This window comes from uncultured Campylobacter sp. (genome assembly GCF_938045775.1).
Lineage (GTDB): Bacteria > Campylobacterota > Campylobacteria > Campylobacterales > Campylobacteraceae > Campylobacter_B.
In genome coordinates, this window is the sequence record NZ_CALIBH010000027.1 from 1 (window position 1) to 18,921 (window position 18,921).

Annotated in this window: 12 protein-coding genes and 1 pseudogene; 12 read left to right on the forward strand and 1 reads right to left on the reverse strand. The window is 50.5% G+C overall.

All coding sequences use genetic code 11. The features are described from left to right. The 12 genes and pseudogenes from Q0238_RS00760 to Q0238_RS00815 all read left to right on the forward strand — a co-directional run. Positions 1 to 1,213, forward strand: a 1,213-nt coding sequence (locus tag Q0238_RS00760) for a pitrilysin family protein (protein ID WP_297941919.1), incomplete at its 5' end; no start/stop codon positions are given. 2,612 nt (positions 1,214 to 3,825) lie between these two features. Then, positions 3,826 to 5,145, forward strand: a pseudogene (gene recG, locus Q0238_RS00765) (ATP-dependent DNA helicase RecG); the annotation flags it as partial. A 213-nt stretch (positions 5,146 to 5,358) separates the two neighbouring features. After that, positions 5,359 to 5,841 (forward strand): hypothetical protein, encoded by a 483-nt coding sequence (locus Q0238_RS00770; protein WP_297941921.1) that lies wholly within the window; start codon positions 5,359 to 5,361, stop codon positions 5,839 to 5,841. A 736-nt stretch (positions 5,842 to 6,577) separates the two neighbouring features. Then, on the forward strand, positions 6,578 to 6,970 hold the full coding sequence (locus Q0238_RS00775) for a hypothetical protein (RefSeq protein WP_297941923.1): 393 nt from the start codon (positions 6,578 to 6,580) through the stop codon (positions 6,968 to 6,970). After that, the gene (locus Q0238_RS00780; RefSeq protein WP_297941925.1) at positions 6,967 to 7,128 is read left to right on the forward strand and encodes a hypothetical protein; all 162 of its coding nucleotides are present in this window, start codon (positions 6,967 to 6,969) and stop codon (positions 7,126 to 7,128) included. The genes Q0238_RS00775 and Q0238_RS00780 overlap by 4 nt, the downstream gene beginning before the upstream one ends. Before the next feature lie 216 nt (positions 7,129 to 7,344). Further along, positions 7,345 to 8,586, forward strand: a complete 1,242-nt coding sequence (gene hisS, locus Q0238_RS00785) for a histidine--tRNA ligase (protein ID WP_297941927.1) — start codon at positions 7,345 to 7,347, stop codon at positions 8,584 to 8,586. Next, positions 8,583 to 10,421, forward strand: coding sequence for a biosynthetic arginine decarboxylase (speA, locus tag Q0238_RS00790; RefSeq protein WP_297941929.1), 1,839 nt, complete (start codon positions 8,583 to 8,585; stop codon positions 10,419 to 10,421). Before hisS ends, speA begins: the two co-directional genes overlap by 4 nt. Further along, the gene (cysE, locus tag Q0238_RS00795) at positions 10,418 to 11,113 is read left to right on the forward strand and encodes a serine O-acetyltransferase (RefSeq protein WP_297941931.1); all 696 of its coding nucleotides are present in this window, start codon (positions 10,418 to 10,420) and stop codon (positions 11,111 to 11,113) included. The genes speA and cysE overlap by 4 nt, the downstream gene beginning before the upstream one ends. 10 nt (positions 11,114 to 11,123) lie before the next feature. Beyond that, positions 11,124 to 11,603, forward strand: a complete 480-nt coding sequence (locus Q0238_RS00800; protein WP_297941933.1) for a hypothetical protein — start codon at positions 11,124 to 11,126, stop codon at positions 11,601 to 11,603. Beyond that, positions 11,600 to 12,778 carry a pyridoxal phosphate-dependent aminotransferase gene (locus Q0238_RS00805; protein ID WP_297941935.1) on the forward strand — a complete coding sequence of 393 codons (1,179 nt, stop codon included), beginning with the start codon at positions 11,600 to 11,602 and terminating at the stop codon, positions 12,776 to 12,778. Before Q0238_RS00800 ends, Q0238_RS00805 begins: the two co-directional genes overlap by 4 nt. A 1,380-nt stretch (positions 12,779 to 14,158) precedes the next feature. Next, complete coding sequence (locus tag Q0238_RS00810; RefSeq protein WP_297941937.1) at positions 14,159 to 15,148, forward strand: c-type cytochrome; 990 nt, start codon at positions 14,159 to 14,161, stop codon at positions 15,146 to 15,148. A 784-nt stretch (positions 15,149 to 15,932) separates the two neighbouring features. Then, complete coding sequence (locus Q0238_RS00815) at positions 15,933 to 18,158, forward strand: 4'-phosphopantetheinyl transferase superfamily protein (RefSeq protein WP_297941939.1); 2,226 nt, start codon at positions 15,933 to 15,935, stop codon at positions 18,156 to 18,158. A gap of 320 nt (positions 18,159 to 18,478) precedes the next feature. Here the strand turns inward: Q0238_RS00815 and Q0238_RS00820 are convergent. After that, positions 18,479 to 18,921, reverse strand: a 443-nt coding sequence (locus Q0238_RS00820; protein ID WP_297941941.1) for a LysR family transcriptional regulator substrate-binding protein, incomplete at its 5' end; no start/stop codon positions are given.

Sequence of the window (18,921 nt, forward strand, 5' to 3'; positions counted from 1 at the left end):
TAAAATTGACTTTTTGTATCAATTCGATGATTCGCTGCCGGTGGCGAGCTTCAAGCTAATTTTCAAAGCAAGCGGCGCGGTGAGCGAGAAGACCCTGGGCCTTGCGCGCATCTGCGCGGGCGTTTTGGGCGAGGGCTCAAAGACGCTAGGAGTGAGCGAATTTCACCGCAAGCTTGATATCCGTGCGGTCGAAATCAGCGCCGCGAGCAATTTTGAAACTTTCGGTATCCAGCTAAACTGCCTAAAAGAGCACTTCGATTTCGGCTTAGACATGCTGCGAGAGCTGCTTAAAGAGCCCAATTTAACGCCCTCGGTACTCGAAAAGCTAAAAATGCAAACCATAGGCGAGATCGCTGTGCTAAAAAGCGAGTTTGATTACATCGCGACGTGCAACCTAAAAGCGCTTCTGTATCCGCGCACGAGGCTTGCTCAGCCGCTCATAGGCGACGAGGTGAGCATAGAGCGGATCACGATGAAGGACGTGCGGGAGTTTTTTGCCTCGCTTAGTTTAGAGAATTTATACGTCGTTTTATGCGGCGACGTGAGCGATAAAAACCCGAAAATCGCAGAAATTTTAAGCCTTTTTGCAAGCGGCAAAAAGCGCGAGCTGCCGTTTTTCGTGCCGAGCGATGCGAAAAAGATAAAGATCCAAAAGGAGCAGACGCAGCAGGCCTACATCTACTTCGGCGCGCCCTTTGCGCTGCCAAAGGAGCAGGAGTTCATCGCAAACACAGCGCTTTTTGTGCTCGGAAGCAGCGGTTTCGGCAGCAGGCTGATGGAGCGCATCCGCGTTAAGCACGGCCTTGCGTACTCGGTCTATGCGCGCGGCGATTTCGAGCTTAGCCGCCGCGAGTTTTGGGGCTATCTGCAGACCAAAAACGAAAATTTGCAAAACGCCGCTGCGCTCGTAAAAGAGGAGATCGCAAAATTTATCGCCTCGGGCGTGAGCGAAGCGGAGCTAAAAAGCGCTAAAAAATTCCTAATCGGAAGCGCCGTGCTGCAAAAAGAGACGATGTTTAAGCGCGCGGCGATCGCGCAGAGCGAGTATTACAAGGGCTACGCATTCGGCGAGTTCGAGCGAAATTTAAAGCGCATCGAGACGCTAAAGCTTGGATCGCTCAACGATTTCATCAAGTCGCACGACGAAATTACAAACCTAAGCTTTTCCGTCATTTGCGATGAGGCCGCTGCGAAAAAGGGGCTTAAAATTTAGCCCATCGCGGCACGTATCTGCGGTCGGCCTAAATTGAGAAAATTTTAAATTTATAAAGCGGCGCGAACGGCGCTAAATTTTACTTTTGCGCTTCGTTTGCGGACGGCTTGCGTTTAAATTTAAAACCGCACTTGCGTCGCGCTAAAATTTTCGGAGCTTTGCGAAAGCGGCGAGCTATCGTAAGCGAGCAGGGAATTTTAAATTTTAGGCGCAGACGGCGCTAAATTCTGCTTTGCGCTCCGTTTGCCTACGACTTGTGCGCTCAAATTTAAAACGGCGGTCAAGTCTGCGTGCTTCGTACGGCGCGGCAAATTCAAAGAAAATTTGCGGGCGCGTCGACGTGGAGCAAAATTTATGCGCGATCTTCGTGTCGCAACCCAGGCATACGGCCTCCATGCGAGCAGATTTTAAAATTTGCGCGCGGCGGACAAATCGCTATTTGCTCGCAAGCGGATCGCTGCCGTTTTGCGCCGCACCGGCGGTTTGGATGAGCTCTTTCGGCTTGCGAGCCGCCCGATTAAATTTTAAAACTGCACTCGCGACGCGCGATCGGCGGCGAGCAGAGCTTACGCGGCACGTCGAATTCAAAGAGTGTTTCGGGCGACGGGAAATTTTAAAGTCACCGTGCGCGGCTCGGCAAAATTTTAGCGCGCAAAATCAAAACCCGATTTCGCATGTCGTCTGTGTGCCGCGCTGTGAAATTTAAAAGATGATGCACGCGTGCATCTCTTTCGGATCGTACGGTTCGCAAACTGCGCCGTGAAATTTCAAGCGATCGCGCCCTGTTTTAAAACCCGGTGCGCGCCGCAAAGACGCGGTTGCCAAACAAAGTGCGCGCAAACGAGTAAAATTTACAAGCGCAGCCGACGAGTAAATTTGTCGCAATGGGCGAAAATTTTGAATAAACTTAAGCGAGCGTTCGATGCGGCGCGTAAAATTTAGATCAAATTTAGGCGGGCGATTTCGCTTCGACGCATAAAATTTCGTAGCGCGAGGGCTTAACGCCTATAAAATTTAAAGGATGAAAATTGATTTTTGAAGCAAAAGACGCGGCGACACTGCAAAAAGCGGGCATTACGACGCTTTTGGATCTGGCGCTGCTTCTGCCCAAAAGCTTCGACGATCTAAGCGTCAGAGACGCGCCGTGCGCGGGCGAGAGCACGGCGGAGGTCGAGTGCCTCTTCCAGCACAGGCGCGGCTCGATGCTCATTGTCACGGCGCACTGCCTCAGCTGGGAGCGCGAGATCAAAATCGTGATCTTCAACGCCAAAAGCTGGCACTTCGGCGCCTTTAAGCGCGGCAAAAAATTTTTCATCCACGGCAAATGCGACGAAAGCTTCGGCTCGTGGCAGTTCGTAAACCCAAAAATCGTAAGCGAGCCGGGCAGGATCGCGCCCAAATACAAAGCCGCGCTGAGCGACGCGGTAGCGCAAAAGCTGATCAAAAAATATCTAAGCGCGGGCGCACTTTTAGGCTGCGGGCTGCGCGCGGACGAGGCGGTGGTACTGCTTGCGCTACACGAGAGCTCGCCGCGCAGCGTGCGAATGCTAGCCGCGTTAAATAGGCAGCTCAAAGAGGGCGGCGCGGAAAATTTCGGCGGGCGCGACGAAATTTTAAATGGCGACGGAATTTCAGATAACGGCGAAATTCCAGGCTCGCAAAGCTCCGCCGCTGAAATTTTAAAGGGCAGATCGCAAAATGATGAAATTTTTAGGGGTAAAATTTCAAACTATCCGCAAAGCGATGGAGCCCTTGCCTACAGAACAAAGCACGGCGCGGAGAATGAAATTTTAAGCGGCGGAATTCCAAAGGACGCGGAGACTTCACTCCCCCTAAGCCTCCGTAACGACGAGATTTCGAGCGATAAAATTTTAGACGGCAAAGAGCGTCAAGCGCACGATGCAGAGATTTATAACGATGAAAATTCTAGCGTTCAAAGCGATAAGGATTTTCTTGCCGCATACGGCGTGGAGGCGCGCGGAGATGAAATTTCGGACGACCTCAAAGCCGATAATGAAGCGGCGGCGAACAGCGATAAAATTTCAAACGACCTAGTCGACGTCCAAGCAGCAGCACGGCCAGCAGACGCTCAAGCTTCAACCGCCCAACCCATGCTAGAGCATATCGTGACTGAGCAGTCCATAGCCGAGCAAGCCGCACAACAAAATTTAAGCACCCAAGACGTAGGCACACAACCCGCAGCGGTTCAAACTTCAGACGTTCGAATCGCAGATTCGCAACTCGTAGCCGCCCAAACTCAAAACGCAGGTATGCAACCCGCAGTAATCCAAACTTCAAGCCAAGTAGCGAGCGCGCAAGCCGCGACCATTCAAACTTTGAGCGCACAAGCTACGGGCGTGCAACCTGTATGCAATCAAACCGAAAATCTTCAGACGGCAGTAGCTGTGCAGACCGCAGAGCCTACGATCACTCAGGCGGCAAGCGCCGCCGAAGCTATTCAAGACGCGCTCGCCGCACCGATGAGCGCTTCGCGCGATTGCGCCGTGCAACCTATGCACTATCAAACTGAAACTATCCAGACCGCAGCCGCCCAAGCTACGACCGCCATACCTACAATCGCTCAAATTGCAAGCGACGCTGGGGCTGTCCATGCCGCCGATACCGTCAAGAGCGTGGCCGCCACACAGATGAGCGGTGCTGCGATTTTACGTACGCTGAAATTTATCGAAATTCTAAACTACTTGCAAAAGCTAAGTGCAAAAAAAACGAGTTTCCCGGCGCAAATTTACTCGCTACACGACATCTCGGACTGGCTTGCTTCGCTTCCTTTTGAACCTACGCGCGATCAATTAAGCGCGATAAAGGACATCGCTAGCGATCTGCAAAGCCCTATAGCGCGCCGCCGCGTCGTCATGGGCGACGTAGGTAGCGGCAAAACGCTCGTGATCCTCGCGAGCGCGGCGATGAACTATCCGCGCATCAGCTATCTGATGGCGCCTACGAGCATCTTGGCCGAGCAGATTTACGCCGAGGCGCGCCGTCTGCTGCCGCCGCAGATCAAAGTCCTGCTCGTAAAAAGCGGCGATCGCGAGCCAAATTTCGCAGACGCGCACCTTATCATCGGCACTCACGCCCTGCTCTACCACGAGCTCGCGCCGTCAAATCTCATAATGGTCGATGAGCAGCACCGCTTCGGCTCCAACCAACGCGAAAAGATCGCGCGCCTCACCGAAAACGGCGAGTTTCGCGCGCATTTCATTCAGTTTAGCGCCACGCCGATACCGCGCACGCTAAGCATGATCCAGTCCGAGCTTGTGAGCTTTAGCTTTTTAAAACAGCTACCGTTTGAAAAGCAGATCAAAACTAAAATCCTGCAAAACGACGGATTTGCGGGCTTTATGCAGGATCTGCGCCGTGAGCTCGCCACGGGCAATCAAGCGATCATCGTCTATCCGCTAGTGCAGCAAAGCGAAAGCTCGGTCTATCAAAGCCTTGAGGAGGCGGCGCCGTTTTGGAAAGCTCAATTCCCCGATGTGCTGATCACCCACGGCAGCGACAAGGACAAGGAGGAGGTTCTGCGCCGCTTCCGCGACGAGGGGCGGCTGCTGATAACCACGACGATCGTCGAAGTGGGTATCTCGCTGCCGCGGCTTAGCGTCATTTTAATCGTGGGTGCCGAGCGAATGGGGCTCGCGTCGCTTCATCAGCTACGCGGGCGCGTCGGGCGCAAGGGCCAGGCGGGGCGCTGCTACCTCTACACCAAGCTCAAATCCCCGCCGCAGCGCCTGCGTGAGTTCGCAGCGACGCTGGATGGATTTAAGGTTGCAAATATCGATCTGAAAAACCGCCAGGGAGGCGATCTGCTCGGAGGCTCGGTGCAGCACGGCGCGATGTTTGCGTGGTATGATTACGAAGAGGACGTAACGGCGGCGGCAAAACAGCGACTGAAAGACATAGGACGGGGTGCATGAAATTCTACGAGATGCGATAGAATTTAAACGTAATTTTAGTCGCGGCAAAATTTTACGAAGCGAATGCGATTATGAGGTAACGGGCGATCTGATATAAAATTTGAAATTTCACGGCGCAGATTGCATCGGATAAAATTTAGAGCTTTACCAAGCGTCGTTTGCTTTTAATTTCTAAAATTTATGCAACTTAAAGTCCAAAAAAAGGAGAGCAAAATGGCTTACGTGACCTACGACAAGGCAAAATGGCACTGGGGCGCGAAAAATGCGCCGACGGACATCCCGCAGGAAAACGGTGCGACGCACATCGCGTTTTTCTTCCGCTGGTGCATGGAGCGCAAGCTCTATTCCAAGGACTTTGTGGCGGATTTCGCGAGCGATATAGCGCGGATGGACGATAGCTTTGATTATCGCGGGTATTTCTTTGGCGCCATGGACGGCGTGCTGAGCAGCGACGAGCTAAACACCGCTGGCAAGGCCTTTGCGAAGGCCTACTACACCACGGACCGCACGAAATTTGCCAAAACGCACGGCTGGTATTTGCAAGATTACGACGATTTCGTCGCGCGCAAATTCGGCGATAAAAACTTCGACAACGCCTATTTTTACATAGAAAACTCGCCGCAGAATTACGCCGAGATCAAAGAGATTATCGACCGCCGCTACGAGGAATTCTTGAGCTTCAAGGCGGCGAAGTAGAAATTTTACCGCCGAGCTTAGCGGGTTTAAAGCAGCCTCCTAAGCCGAAGCGGCGGTGCGATCGACGGTGCGGTAAAATTTAAAATTTTACGCAATACGTTAAATTTTGCGTAGCGCGTAAATTTTAGTAGCGCTTTAAATTTACATAGCATGCCGCGAGCCAGCGCGACGCATCGCAAATTAAATTTTAAAATCCAACCGCTTCGCAGCGCGAGTACATTAAACTCATGCGGCGCGCCGCTTAATTTCCACACGGTGTTTAGATTTATCCGTGTCGCTTGCGGCGCGCAGTTTTACTCGCGCTTTCGTAGCCTCGAAGCAAGCGGGCGCGAGGTATCACGAAGCGCACTTCGCAAACATACCCCCGCTCCAGAAAAAATTCCAAAGTCCGTTTCGCATAGACGGAGCCGTGCCGTGCGAGCAGATTAAAATTTGCAAACGATGCAAGCAAATTAAAATTTTGCAAGCCGTGCTCGCAGGCTGTGTATGTGCAAAAGGCTGCGAGCAACAACGCTTATTTATCTCTTAAGCCTAGCTCGCTAACGAGCCTGGATGGGCGAGTGCGAGCGGTAACCGCGCCGTAAGTGAAATTCAAGCCGTGTCGTATGCGAAATTCAAGCCGCGCGGCGGTAACAGGCTTATAAACGGCCCGCCTTTTGATTGCGCGAGCAGACGCCTCGGATGCGAGATATGTTATAATTTCACGAAATTTAAAATTTACGCTAAAGGATCGAAGATGAACGAAAGAGTGCCTACCTATCTAGCAAATCACGTATTTAACGTAACCCGGGACGATTATCTAAATGTCCAAATCAGATCCGGCGCGGGCGGCGAATACTTTGAAATTTATTATTTCGGCGAGCTTTTTCACGACGACTTGCCGAACGATTACATCGCCGATTTTTACGACGAGGGCGAGCTCGTACCGTGCAAGCTCGTAGCCAAATGCGTAAAAACGGGCGAGGAAATTTTACTTTTCGACGGCGCTGCGCACGGCTACAACGCGATGTTTTGCGACGAGCTTGACGCAGAAAAAGTAGCCCGCCGCAAGCTTGTGAAATTTAACCTACCGCCGTGCAAGATCCGCTTAAAATTCGGCTACACAGCATCGATTACGACGACGAAATGAACGAATACGAAACGGACGAGCGAGGCAGGGTCCTGCTGATAAACGGCGGGACCGCCTCGTGGGATGAGGTCAAGGCAAACGGCTTTGATTATATCGCCGTAAGCTGCGAGGACGAAGCGGGTAAGGTCACGGAGATACTTTCGCTCGAGCTTGCATAGGCAACTAAATTTAATAGCGACCTTTGAGGTTTGCCTTTTTATCAGTACTTTGCCGAATTTAATTTATCACGAAGCGTATTTTAATTTTGCGGCGCGTGATGTAAATAAGCAGAACCGATACGTTGCTGCAAGCGGCAGGGCTTAAAATTTAGGAAAATTTAACTATAATCGCCGCAAAAATTTGAAAATTTTAAAATTTCACAAAGGATTTTATCGATGATCAAGGCACTTCGCGGTATGAACGATATTTTAGACGAACAGGCGCGCATCTACTCGCAAATTTTAAGCGTGTGCGAGCGCGTGGCGCGCAATTACGGCTTTTGCCTCATCGAAACTCCCAAACTCGAGCAGACCGCGCTATTTCGCCGCAGCGTCGGCGAGAGCAGCGATATCGTCGGCAAGGAGATGTATGAGTTTAGCGACAAAAGCGGCGATAGCGTCTGCCTGCGCCCCGAAGGCACCGCGGGCGTCGTGCGCGCTTTTATCGAAAAAAAGCTCGACCGCAGCGGCGGCGTGCATAAATTTTATTATCAAGGCTCTATGTTTCGCTATGAGCGCCCGCAAAAGGGGCGTCTGCGCGAGTTTCATCAATTCGGCGTCGAGTGCTTCGGGCAAAATAGCGTTTATGAGGATGCGAGCGTGATTTTGATGCTAGCGCAAATTTTACGCGAGCTAAATGTCGCCGCAACGCTTAAAATCAACTCTTTAGGCGATGAGGAGTGCATGCCAGCGTATAAAACCAAGCTCGTAAATTTCTTGCAAGAGCGCAAAGACAAGCTCTGCGAGGACTGCCAAAGGCGTATCGACACCAATCCGATCCGCGTACTGGACTGCAAAAACGAAAGCTGCCAGAAAATTTTAGCCGCCGCGCCTCTTATAACGGAAAATTTAAACGACGCCTGCGCCGCGGAATTTGCACAGCTACAAAGAATTTTAACCCAAAACGGACAAAAATTTCAGATCGATGCGAAGCTCGTGCGCGGGCTTGATTACTACTGCAAAACCGCCTTTGAGTTCGTTTCATCCGAGCTTGGCGCACAAAGTGCCGTAGGCGGCGGCGGGCGCTACGACAGACTCGTGGAGTTTTTAGGCGGCAGAAAGACGGCGGGCGTGGGTTTTGCGATCGGCATCGAGCGAATAGCAGAAATTTTAAAAACGCGCGAAGCCCCTCAAGAGCGCGAAGGGATTTATATCGGCGCGCTGGATGAGGCGTTTGTTAGCACGGCGTTTTCGTTTGCGCTAAAGCTGCGAAAGTTTTGTAAAACTCAAATTTCATACGAGCCCAAAGCGCTTGCGAAGCATTTAAAAGCGGCCGACGGGGCGGAGGCGAAATTTTGCCTTTGCATCGGACAGGACGAGTTTGATCGCGCCGAGGTATGGTGTAAAAATTTAGAGGATCAAACCACCTTCGCGATCAAATTTAAAGAGGTCGAAGCGTTTTTTAAGGATAGAGCATGAGCGATTACGGACTAAATATTTGGGGAAATTCCAACTTCACGATAGACGGGGGCAAACTATGCCTAAACTCCGATTTCAAGCAGCCCTTGGTGGATATCATAAAAGAGATCCGCGCCGACGGCGTGCGAGGCCCGATACTGCTGCGCTTCCCGCACCTCATCAAAAAGCAGATTGTTGAAATTTACTCAAATTTTAACCGAGCCATTAAGGAGTTTGATTACAAGGGAAAATTCCACGCCGTCTATCCGCTTAAGGTAAATCAATTCCCGGGCTTCGTTAAAAATTTAGTCGATATCGGCGAGCCTTACGGATACGGACTCGAGGCCGGCAGCAAGCCCGAACTGCTGCTAGCGATGGCGTATAACAAATACGGCGCGCCGATTACCGTAAACGGTTTTAAAGATAAGGAGCTTATAAATATCGGCTTCATCGCCGCAGAGATGGGGCATAACGTGACGCTTACGATCGAGGGGCTAAACGAGCTTGAAACCATCATCGAAACGGCTAAGGAGCGCTTTGCACCAAAGCCTTTCATCGGGCTACGCATCAGGCTGCATAACTCCGGAAGCGGGTTGTGGGCGAAAAGCGGCGGGATAAATTCAAAATTCGGTCTTACCTCGACCGAGCTTATAGAGGCGATAAACTTACTCAAGAAAAACGATCTCATCGAGCAGTTTACGATGATTCATTTTCATATCGGCTCGCAAATTACCGAGATCCATCCGCTCAAAAAAGCTCTTATCGAGGCGGGCAATATCTACACCGAGCTTCGCAAAATGGGTGCGAAAAATTTAAAATCCATAAATTTAGGCGGAGGTCTTGCTATCGAATACTCCCAAGCCAAAGAAAGCTCCAGCCGCAACTATACGCTAAAAGAATACGCCAACGACGTGGTTTTTTTGCTAAAATCGATCGCAGAGGATAAAAAAGAGGCCGAGCCTGATATCTTTATCGAGAGCGGCAGATACGTAGCCGCCAGCCATGCTGTGCTAGTAGCGCCGATTTTGGAGCTTTTTACCCAAGAATACACAGAAGAAAAGCTCGCCTTAAAAAAGGATAATCCGCCGGTAGTCGCCGAGCTATACGATCTGTATAAAACTCTAAAACCCTCCAACGCACTAGAGTATCTGCACGATGCCATGTCGCACATGGAGAGCGTGCTTACGCTATTTGATCTGGGATACGTCGATCTGATCGACCGCTCAAACGGCGAAATTTTGGTTCATCTAATAATGCGAAAGGCGTATGGAATTTTAGGCAACAAGCAAGAATACAGCAATTTCTTAAACTCCTTAGGCAACGCCCAAGAGCGCTATTTGGTAAATTTTTCGATCTTTCAAAGCCTGCCCGATTTTTGGGGCATCAAGCAACACTTCCCAATCATGCCGTTAGAGAGGCTGGATGAGCGCGCCACGCTATCGGCGTCGATCTGGGATATCACCTGCGATAGCGACGGCGAGATAGAATTCGACAATCAAAAAAATCCGCTCTTTCTGCACGATTTCGATCCTGAAAAAGAGGAGTATTTTTTGGGCTTTTTCCTTGTCGGAGCCTATCAGGAGGTGCTTGGCATGAGCCACAACCTCTTTGCACACCCAACAGAGGCGACCGTGATTTTAAAGGATGACGGCGGCTTTGAGATCAAGGATTTTATCGAATCTCAATCGGTCATCGACATCTTGGAGGATATGGACTACGACGTAGTAGATATCCGCGAAAGCCTAAACGAGCGGATCGAAAAATCAGACCTCATAGACGCAAAAGAGAAAAAGCATATCCTGGGCGAGCTATATCTGTTTTTAAACGACAACAGCTATCTAAAGACGATCAAATGAGTTTTTGGCAAATTTTAAAACGGGACTTCACCGAGCCCTTGCGCCAAGACCCCGCATGCAACGGCATATTTGAGATATTTTTCTGCTATCCAGGCGTCTGGGCGCTAATAAATTACCGCTTCGCGCATTTTTTCTACGAGCGAGGTTTTAAACTTATAGCTCGCGCGATCAGCGGACTTAGCCGCATAATCACCGCCGTAGATATAAACCCGGGCGCACGTATCGGCTCGGGCGTGTTTTTCGACCACGCCACGGGGCTTGTCATCGGAGAAACGGCGATCATCGGTGATAACTGCCTGATCTATCAGGGCGTCACTCTCGGCGGCGTGAGCTTAGAGCACGGCAAGCGCCATCCGACGCTGCAAAACGGCGTCGTAGTGGGCGCGGGAGCCAAAGTATTAGGCAACATCACCATCGGCGAAAATTCCAAAATCGGCGCAAATTCCGTAGTCGTAAAGGACGTCGCGCCAAACTGCACCGCCGTAGGAGTGCCGGCTAGAATTTTAGGCGGCTGCGAGAGCGATCCTTTGGCGCATAATAAAATTCCAGATATCAGCCAAGAGCTTATCAAATATCTCATCAAGCGTATTGAAATTTTGGAAGATTGCATCTGCAGTGGCAGAAAAGATATCTCCGCAATGGATGAGGATCTAAACAAATTCTACGAAGAGTATCTGAAATCATTAAAATAAGAGGGTTAAAGTGAAAAAAGCTCTATTTTTTATAATTTGTGCGATTTTATCAGCAAGCGGCAGCGATGCTAATAGCGCGAAAAATTCCGCGGACGACGCCAGAATAAGCCTAGTAAAAAGTCTATACATCAAGGATACTTATTTCGGCGATCACAAAAATGTCTTATCGGCTTCTTTCAAATCTGCGCTTATGCAGGATGAAGCATCTGCTGGCGAAGGTGAGGTAGGCTGCTTGGACTACGATCCGATAATCGGCGGTCAGGATGTCTGCGACAACGCGAAATATGATTTTGAGCTAGGGCAGCGCGATACCGTCGTAGTGACACAGACCTGCCCCTACGGCGCGCAGACGATAATCTACAAACTCGTCCGTAGCGGAGGCGATTATAAAATCGACGATATCTACAACCAAGACCCAAGTAGCGGCAGGGCTTTTAGCGTCAAAAATCAAATTTTAAATTGTCTAAACCAATCCAAGGAGCATCAATGAAATTAACACTTTCAAGTCGCGTAAGCAAGCTCGGTGAAAGCCTAACGATCGCAATCAGCACCAAAGCCAAACAGATGAAAGCCCAGGGGCAAGACGTCGTGATCCTAAGTGCGGGCGAGCCCGATTTTGATACCGCAGAGGTCGCCAAAAAGGCGGTCATCGAGGCGATGGCTAAGGGCTGCGGCAAATACACGCCGATCTGCGGCATGCCTGAAATTTTAAATTTAATCGCGCAGAAGCTAAAGCGCGACAACGACCTAGATTACAGGCCTGATCAGATCATCACCAACGTAGGCGCCAAACACTCGCTATTTAACGCCTTTAACTGCATCTTAAACGAAGGCGATGAGGTTATAATACCGGCGCCTTATTGGGTCACTTACCCCGAAATCGTAAAATTTTGCGGCGGCAAGCCTGTCATCGTAGACACCAAGGCGGAAAACCGATACAAAATCACCACCTCACAGCTCAAAGCCGCGATCACCCCGCGCACGAAGGCGCTGTGCCTTTTCAACCCGAGCAACCCCGCAGGCGCCGTATATTCGCGGCAGGAGCTGCAAGAGCTTGCGGAAGTGCTAAAGGACACGGATGTTTTGGTAATTGCCGATGAAATTTACGAAAAAATCGTCTTCGGCAAGAGCTTCATAGCCGCAGCAAGCATCAGTGAGGATATGTTTAGGCGCACCGTGACGATCAACGGGCTAAGCAAATGCGGCGCGATGCCCGGCTGGCGCTTCGGCTACACCGCCTGTGCCATCGATGAGCTAAATAAGGCTATGATCAGCCTGCAAAGTCAAAGCGTCAGCAACGTAGCAAGTATCGTCCAGGCAGGCGCTATGCCGGTGCTGCGGGGCGAGGCAGACGATTATATCGAGGAGATGAGGCACGAATACGAGCGCAGGCGCGATTTTGGCACGGACGCGATAAGCGCGATCCCAGGGCTCAGTGTCGTAAAACCAGATGGCGCATTTTATTTCTTCATAGATTGCTCTCAGGTAGAACCTGATAGTATGAAATTCTGCATGCAACTGCTAGATAAAGGGCTCGTAGCCACGGTGCCAGGAAGCGGATTTGGCATGGATGGGCACTTCCGCATAAGCTTTGCGTGCTCTATGGAAAATCTAAAACGCGGCTTTGAGCGCATAGAAAAATTCGTAAAAAATTACCACAGATAGGCACGCTAGCGAAATTTTGATCTAAATTTTAACGCGGCTCGCCGCAGTAATGGATTTTGAGACAAATTTGACTCGACGATACGGCGAATTTTGTGCAAATTTTGCGCGGCGCGACGACGAAATTTTGACCGTAAATTTAGTGCGCACGACGGCAAAATTTAAAACAAATCTAGTGCGGTGCAACTCGGCGGCAAAATTTGATGTAGATCCTGTCGGGCGTAGCACGGCGCGGCGGTAGAATTTTAACATAATCCCGCGCGGCGCGGCGGTAGAGCTTAACGCTGATATTACGCGATGCGGCTCCGCATGATACGGCTTAGCGACGGAATTTATCGACCGCCGGGCGCGGTTAAATTTTGTGCCGCCTGAGGCGGCTTGGAATTTTTAGAATTTAATGCGGCGACTCGGTGCGGTTAAATTTTGTGCCGTTTTAATTTAAGAGCATTTAAAATTTCATGCAGTTTTATTTAGGGGCGTTAGAATTTCATATCGCCGCATTACGGTGCCTGCCGCGCGAAATTTTATCTCGGCAGCGATAATTCTAACGCGGATACGGTCCTGCGCGGCGCGCAAGCAGATCCGACCGCCAAAGCCCAAATCCGCTTAAATTTAAAATTCCTAGCCCGCTAAGGTTAAATTTCAAACCTAGCGCCCATTTAAGGCGCGTGCAGGGCGAGCATAAATACGCGCGCCGTCCAAGCGACACATAGACGAGACGATCCGCCTCGCCCTATCGCGCCGATAAATTTCGAATGCGACAGCGATCCTGCTGCGATGCACCGCGACATACTTTTGCAAATCTCGCGCTAAAATACCGATTTGCGACTTATATTTCGGCGGCATGCCGCGACAAGTTTTTGCGAACGGCTCGTTTGCGGCGGCAATATCGGAGCCTGCGCGGGCGACACACTGCGGTTTTACGAATGAGCGAAATTACCCGTCTAAATTTTACCCGTTCGCTTCCTGAGCGCTTGCATGCACTCCGTATTTATACGCGGTGCGACGCCGTATCCACGACGCAAAAATGAAGCGGTCCGTGCGCGCGGCGCGAAAACGCAGCGGCACGAAATACAGAGGCGCAAAAATGTAACAACATGGCAAGCGTGCCAAGCGGTGCACGAAACGAGCCATGAAAGGTGCCCTTTAGATTTGCGCTCTCGCAAGCCTTCAAAATCGGCTTTTTTAAAATTTCCCCTGCGCGCAGACCGCAAAAATCAGCTTTTTAAAATTTTTTCGCCCGCTCAAATTTTAAAATCGGCTCTTTAAAATTTTCCTCTGTGCGAGCTCTCGGAATTTCTCCTTTTTTAAAATTTTAACGCACATTTAACTAAAAAATTCAATAATTTCAAATGTATATTTTTACTTTTTAAAGGAGAACATATGAGAAAAACTGCCCTTGTTTTAGCGCTTCCGCTCTTTTTTACGCCCATTTTAGGCTTTGATGTAGCCAAACTCAACGCCAAAAAAGCCGTGCCGTACGAGCACAAGACGCAGGAATTTAAGCTGCCCGTAGGCATCGACGAAAACGGCGTCATAGACGAGGCGAAGCTCGGCGACTCGTCTTATGCAAAGACCGTCATCTACGGCGCGAAGCTCATCAACGAGACGACGAGGTATCTCGGGCCGCAAGCAAAGGACGAAAAAATGCGCTTTGCGGGCAACAACCTCTCCTGTTCGAGCTGCCATACGAGCGGCGGCGTCGTGCCCGATCAAAGCCCGTTCGTGGGTATCTACGCGAGATTTCCGCAGTATGTCGCGAGATCGGATCAGCTAGTCACGCTGCAAGACCGCATAAACGGCTGTTTTCAGCGCTCGATGGCGGGCAAAGCGATCCCTACGAACTCCAAAGAGATGCGCGCGATGATCGCTTACATGCACTGGCTCTCCGCAGGCTATGAGGTCGGCGCAAAGGTAAAAGGCCAGGGGCTGCCGAAGGCGCAGTTTTTAGACCGCGCGGCGGATCCTAAAAAAGGACGCGAAATTTACGCCGCAAAATGCGCCGCCTGCCACGGCGAAAACGGCGAAGGGATAAAAAACGAGGGGTTTGCTCAAAGTGGCGATTATTACACATTCCCCGCGCTTTGGGGCGATGACAGCTACAATACGGGCGCCGGTATGTATAGGCTCATCGAAGGAGCGAGGTATGTCAAAGCCACTATGCCTAAAGGAGACGCCTCGCTAAGCTGGGAGGAAGCTTTCGACGTGACGGCGTATATAAACTCAAAACCGCGCAAGATCAAACCCGATAGGAAGAAAGATTTCCCCGACCTAGACGTCAAGCAGATGGATATGGACGTGGGGCCCTACAACGACGGATTTGACGAGAACGACCACCGCTTCGGCCCGTATAAGCGCATGATCAAAAAATAAAATCAAACGCCGTCCTCGCGGCGACGGAATTTTGACGTAAATTTAATGCGGCTCGGAATTTAACGCAAATTTAGTGCGACGCGACACAGAATTTAATACAAATAGCGTGATGCGGCACGGATCTTAAAGCATTCTGTTCGGCGCAGCGCGGCACGGCTCGGGATTTAATGCGATTGCGCTAGCCAAGTGCGATTAAATTTCATGCCGTTTTAATTAAATTTCGAGCTGCCGTATTCAGGAGCGCTTAAATTTTATGCCGTTTTATTCAAATGCGGCTAATTTTGCGCTGTCATACTGCGACGTCTGCTGCGCCGCGCACTGCTCGCGATTTTAAATTTCGCTTCGGAATTTTAAAGCTCATCGCGCGGCGCATCCGGATTTCATCGCAAGAGCTCTAGCACAAACGCCGCCTGCGGCAGAGCTTTTAAAATTTCATCGTGAAATTTTAAAATTTTACGCCGAGGCTTTCAAACCCTGCGCTGCCTGCCTCTTGATACAGCCACGCTAAAAATTTAACCAAATACGACGAACAAGACGAGCGTAACGAACGCAGCCGACGCCGCAAAGCAGAATATGTCGAACCAAAAAAAGCGCACGGCGCAGATCGAAAATGAGCTAAATTTTAAAATTTCACCGCGTCCGAGGCCTTAGCGCAAACGAGATAAATTTTATGTTTTAATGCGCCTTTGAGCCCGAGCGTATCAAATAAATTTTAAACGAAATTCTAACGCTACAGCGCTATTTTATATTTTTATAAAGACTATTTTAGTAAAATCAGGGCTTTATGAGCGAGATAAAAATTTTAATCACCGACGAGGATCTGTGCGCTCCGCGGCGGCTTTTGAGCAGGCGCGATAAGAAGCTGGCGCGAGCGCGAGACCATCTGCGCGAATTTCGCGTTTCGCGGGCGCTTAAGGCGCGCTTTAAAAAGCGCGGCAAATTTTGTATCTCGCACAAAAGCGCGTACGGCAAAACGATCGTTGCCGTAGGTTTTGCGAGGCAAAAATTCGGACTTGATCTTGAAATTTTAAAACCGCGGAATTTTGCCGCGGCGAGCGAGTTTTGTTTCAATGCCTTTGAGCGCGAATTTTTAGCGGCGGCGGACGAAAGCGAAAAGGCGCTCGTTTTTTATAAAATTTACACGATCAAAGAGGCGCTGATTAAGGCGCGAAGCCTGGGTTTTTACGCGCTTGATCGCGTGGGGCTGGCGCGAGGCGCAGATGGAGAGGCTCTGGCGCTTGATGAGCGTAGCGCGCGTGAGCTTTACTCAAAATTTCGCCCGCTTAGCCTCTCGCAGGATTTTTTCTCGCTTAGCCTTCACTCGCGCCTCGGCGCCCGCGGCGCGATTAAGCTCGATCCTGCGCAAAACCGCTTTATTGCGATCATTGACGGCGCGCCGCACTACCTCGCTACGGCTAAGCTCGCTCCGAAAGCAAATGACGATACGCTTAGTGCGCTCGTGCGCGAGGCGCAAAAAAGCGAAATTTTAATCTCCGGCACTGCCCTTTTTAGCGCATTGGGTAAAAGCGCGGGCGTGCGCGAAAGCTCCGTCGCGGGCGCCGTATCGCTTAGCCTGTGCGCGGCGCTGCTGCTGGCGGCATTTTCGCGCGCACGGATCTTCTGCCTGCTGCTGCCCGCGCTTTTCGGGCTTGCCTGCGGCGTAGCGGCTACGATGGCGATCCGCGGCTCGATCCACATCCTAAGCGCCGTGGTTTCGACGAGCCTAATCGGGCTGATGCTGGATTACGCGGTGCACTGGCTCGGCGCAAACATCTCGCGCCGCATCGAAGCTCGCTCGATAAAAAGCATGCGAAACATCCTGCTTCTAGGGTTTTTCATCACGGCCGGAGGCTACTTCGTATTTTTATTCAGCCCGTTTTTTCTGCTCAAAGAGATCGCGATCTTTGCCATAGCCGCACTTGCGGGGGCGTTTTGCTTTAGCTACTTCGCCCTGCCACTACTACTTGCCGGGGCGGAATTTCGCCCCGCTCCGCTCTTTGCAAAAGCTCTTGAGCTCTACGCAAAGGCGCTTTGTAAGATAAGCTTAAGCTTTAAAGCGCTCGTCATCATTTGCGCGGCGCTGCTTGCGTTTTTGTATTTTAAAATGGAGCTTAAGGACGACGTCAGCGAATACGCGAGCTTGGATAAAAACCTTATCGCGATGAGCGCCAAGCTCGCAAGCATCGGAGGCTCCAGCTTCGATCTGATTGTGGGTAATGATGCAGGCGCGATAGCCAAAGAGGCCGTGGCGCGCGGGTTTGCAGACTCATATACGGGCGCGCCGATTTTGGATCCAGCTACGCAGAGCTTTATCAAGCAAGCCTTTGCAAACTACGATAGAAGCGCATTTTTGCGTCTTGGACTCAGCCGCGAGCTCGTGGATGCAAACTTTGCCAAGATCGCGGATGCACCCATTTTAAGCTACGAGCAAGCTAGAAGCTCCGTTCTTTTTGCCGCGATGCCGAGCATCGATCCGCATATAGCTTTTTTGCGCGGCGTGCGCGATAAAACGGCCATTAGCGAGCTTGCCGCGCAGATGGGCACGCTGCATCTAAATATGCGAAGCGCCATAAGCGAGGCGTTTTCGCAGATCAAAATCAACGCCTTGTATCTGAAATGCGCCGCATACGCCCTTGCGCTCGCGCTGCTGTGGGCGTTTTTCGGCGCGCGGACGGCGTGGCTGATCGTCATCTGCGTTTTTGCGACAAATTTAGCCGTGCTCGCCCTGCTTAGCGCATTCGGCGTGAGCGTAAATATTTTTGCGATCTTTGCGCTGATCCTCTCTGGCGCCGTGGGGATTGACTATATGATCTTTGCAAACAACGATAAGATGGCGCTTAGCGATAAAATTTTCGGCATCACGCTTGCGTCTTTAACCAGCATAATCTCTTTTTTTACGCTCGCTTTCAGCTCCACCAAGGCCGTGGCACTGTTTGGGCTTTGCGTCAGCCTAAATATCGCGCTAGCGGCGATCTTGGCGCAAGTTTTAGCGGCGAGCAAGAAAAGCTAATCAAGCGAAAGTCAAAGAGCCGAAAGCACCGGATAGGCGCTCTTTGTCCCGCTTGCAGATAAAATTTTATAAAAAGAGCGTACCGTAAATTTACGCAGCCGCGGCAAATGAAAATTTTAATCCAACCTGCTGCGAGATAAAATTTAGTCTGCATGTGCAAGATAAAATTTAACCGATTAGAGCGCAAGATAAAATTTGAGATGAAATTTCGACCAAGCAGGTTGTGAGCTTAAATTTAAAGAGCAAGATTGCAAGATGAAATTTTAAAAGCCTTTTGGTCGCAGCGCCTCGCGGCGCGTTATTAAATTTAAACCCGCGCCCTACTCGCCGCTTTTGCCCGCTTTTATCATCTTTATAAATTCCTTTGCGAGCTTGGAGGGTTTTTTATACACGACCGAAAACGACACGTCCAAAAGCGGCTCATCCGCGACGTCAAAGAGCGTGATGTAGTCTTTTTGCGTCTCAAAAATGTACCGCGCGAAGCTGAAACTCACGCAAAGCCCCGCCGCGACCATCGCGTTAGCCACGTACAGATAGGAGGTGTCACAGAAAATTTGAGGCGTAAAGCCCGCGTTTTCAAAGATCTTTTTAAAGTTCGATTCACTTTTTAAAATTTTACTGCTGATTGCAAATTTATCGGATTTAAACTCGCTAAGCGCGATTTTAGGGTATTTCTCGGTAGAATTTATACTTGCTCGCGAAACGGCCGGATGAGAGGAGCTGACGCTTAGAAGCAGCCTGCGCTTTTTTATAAACTCGCAAT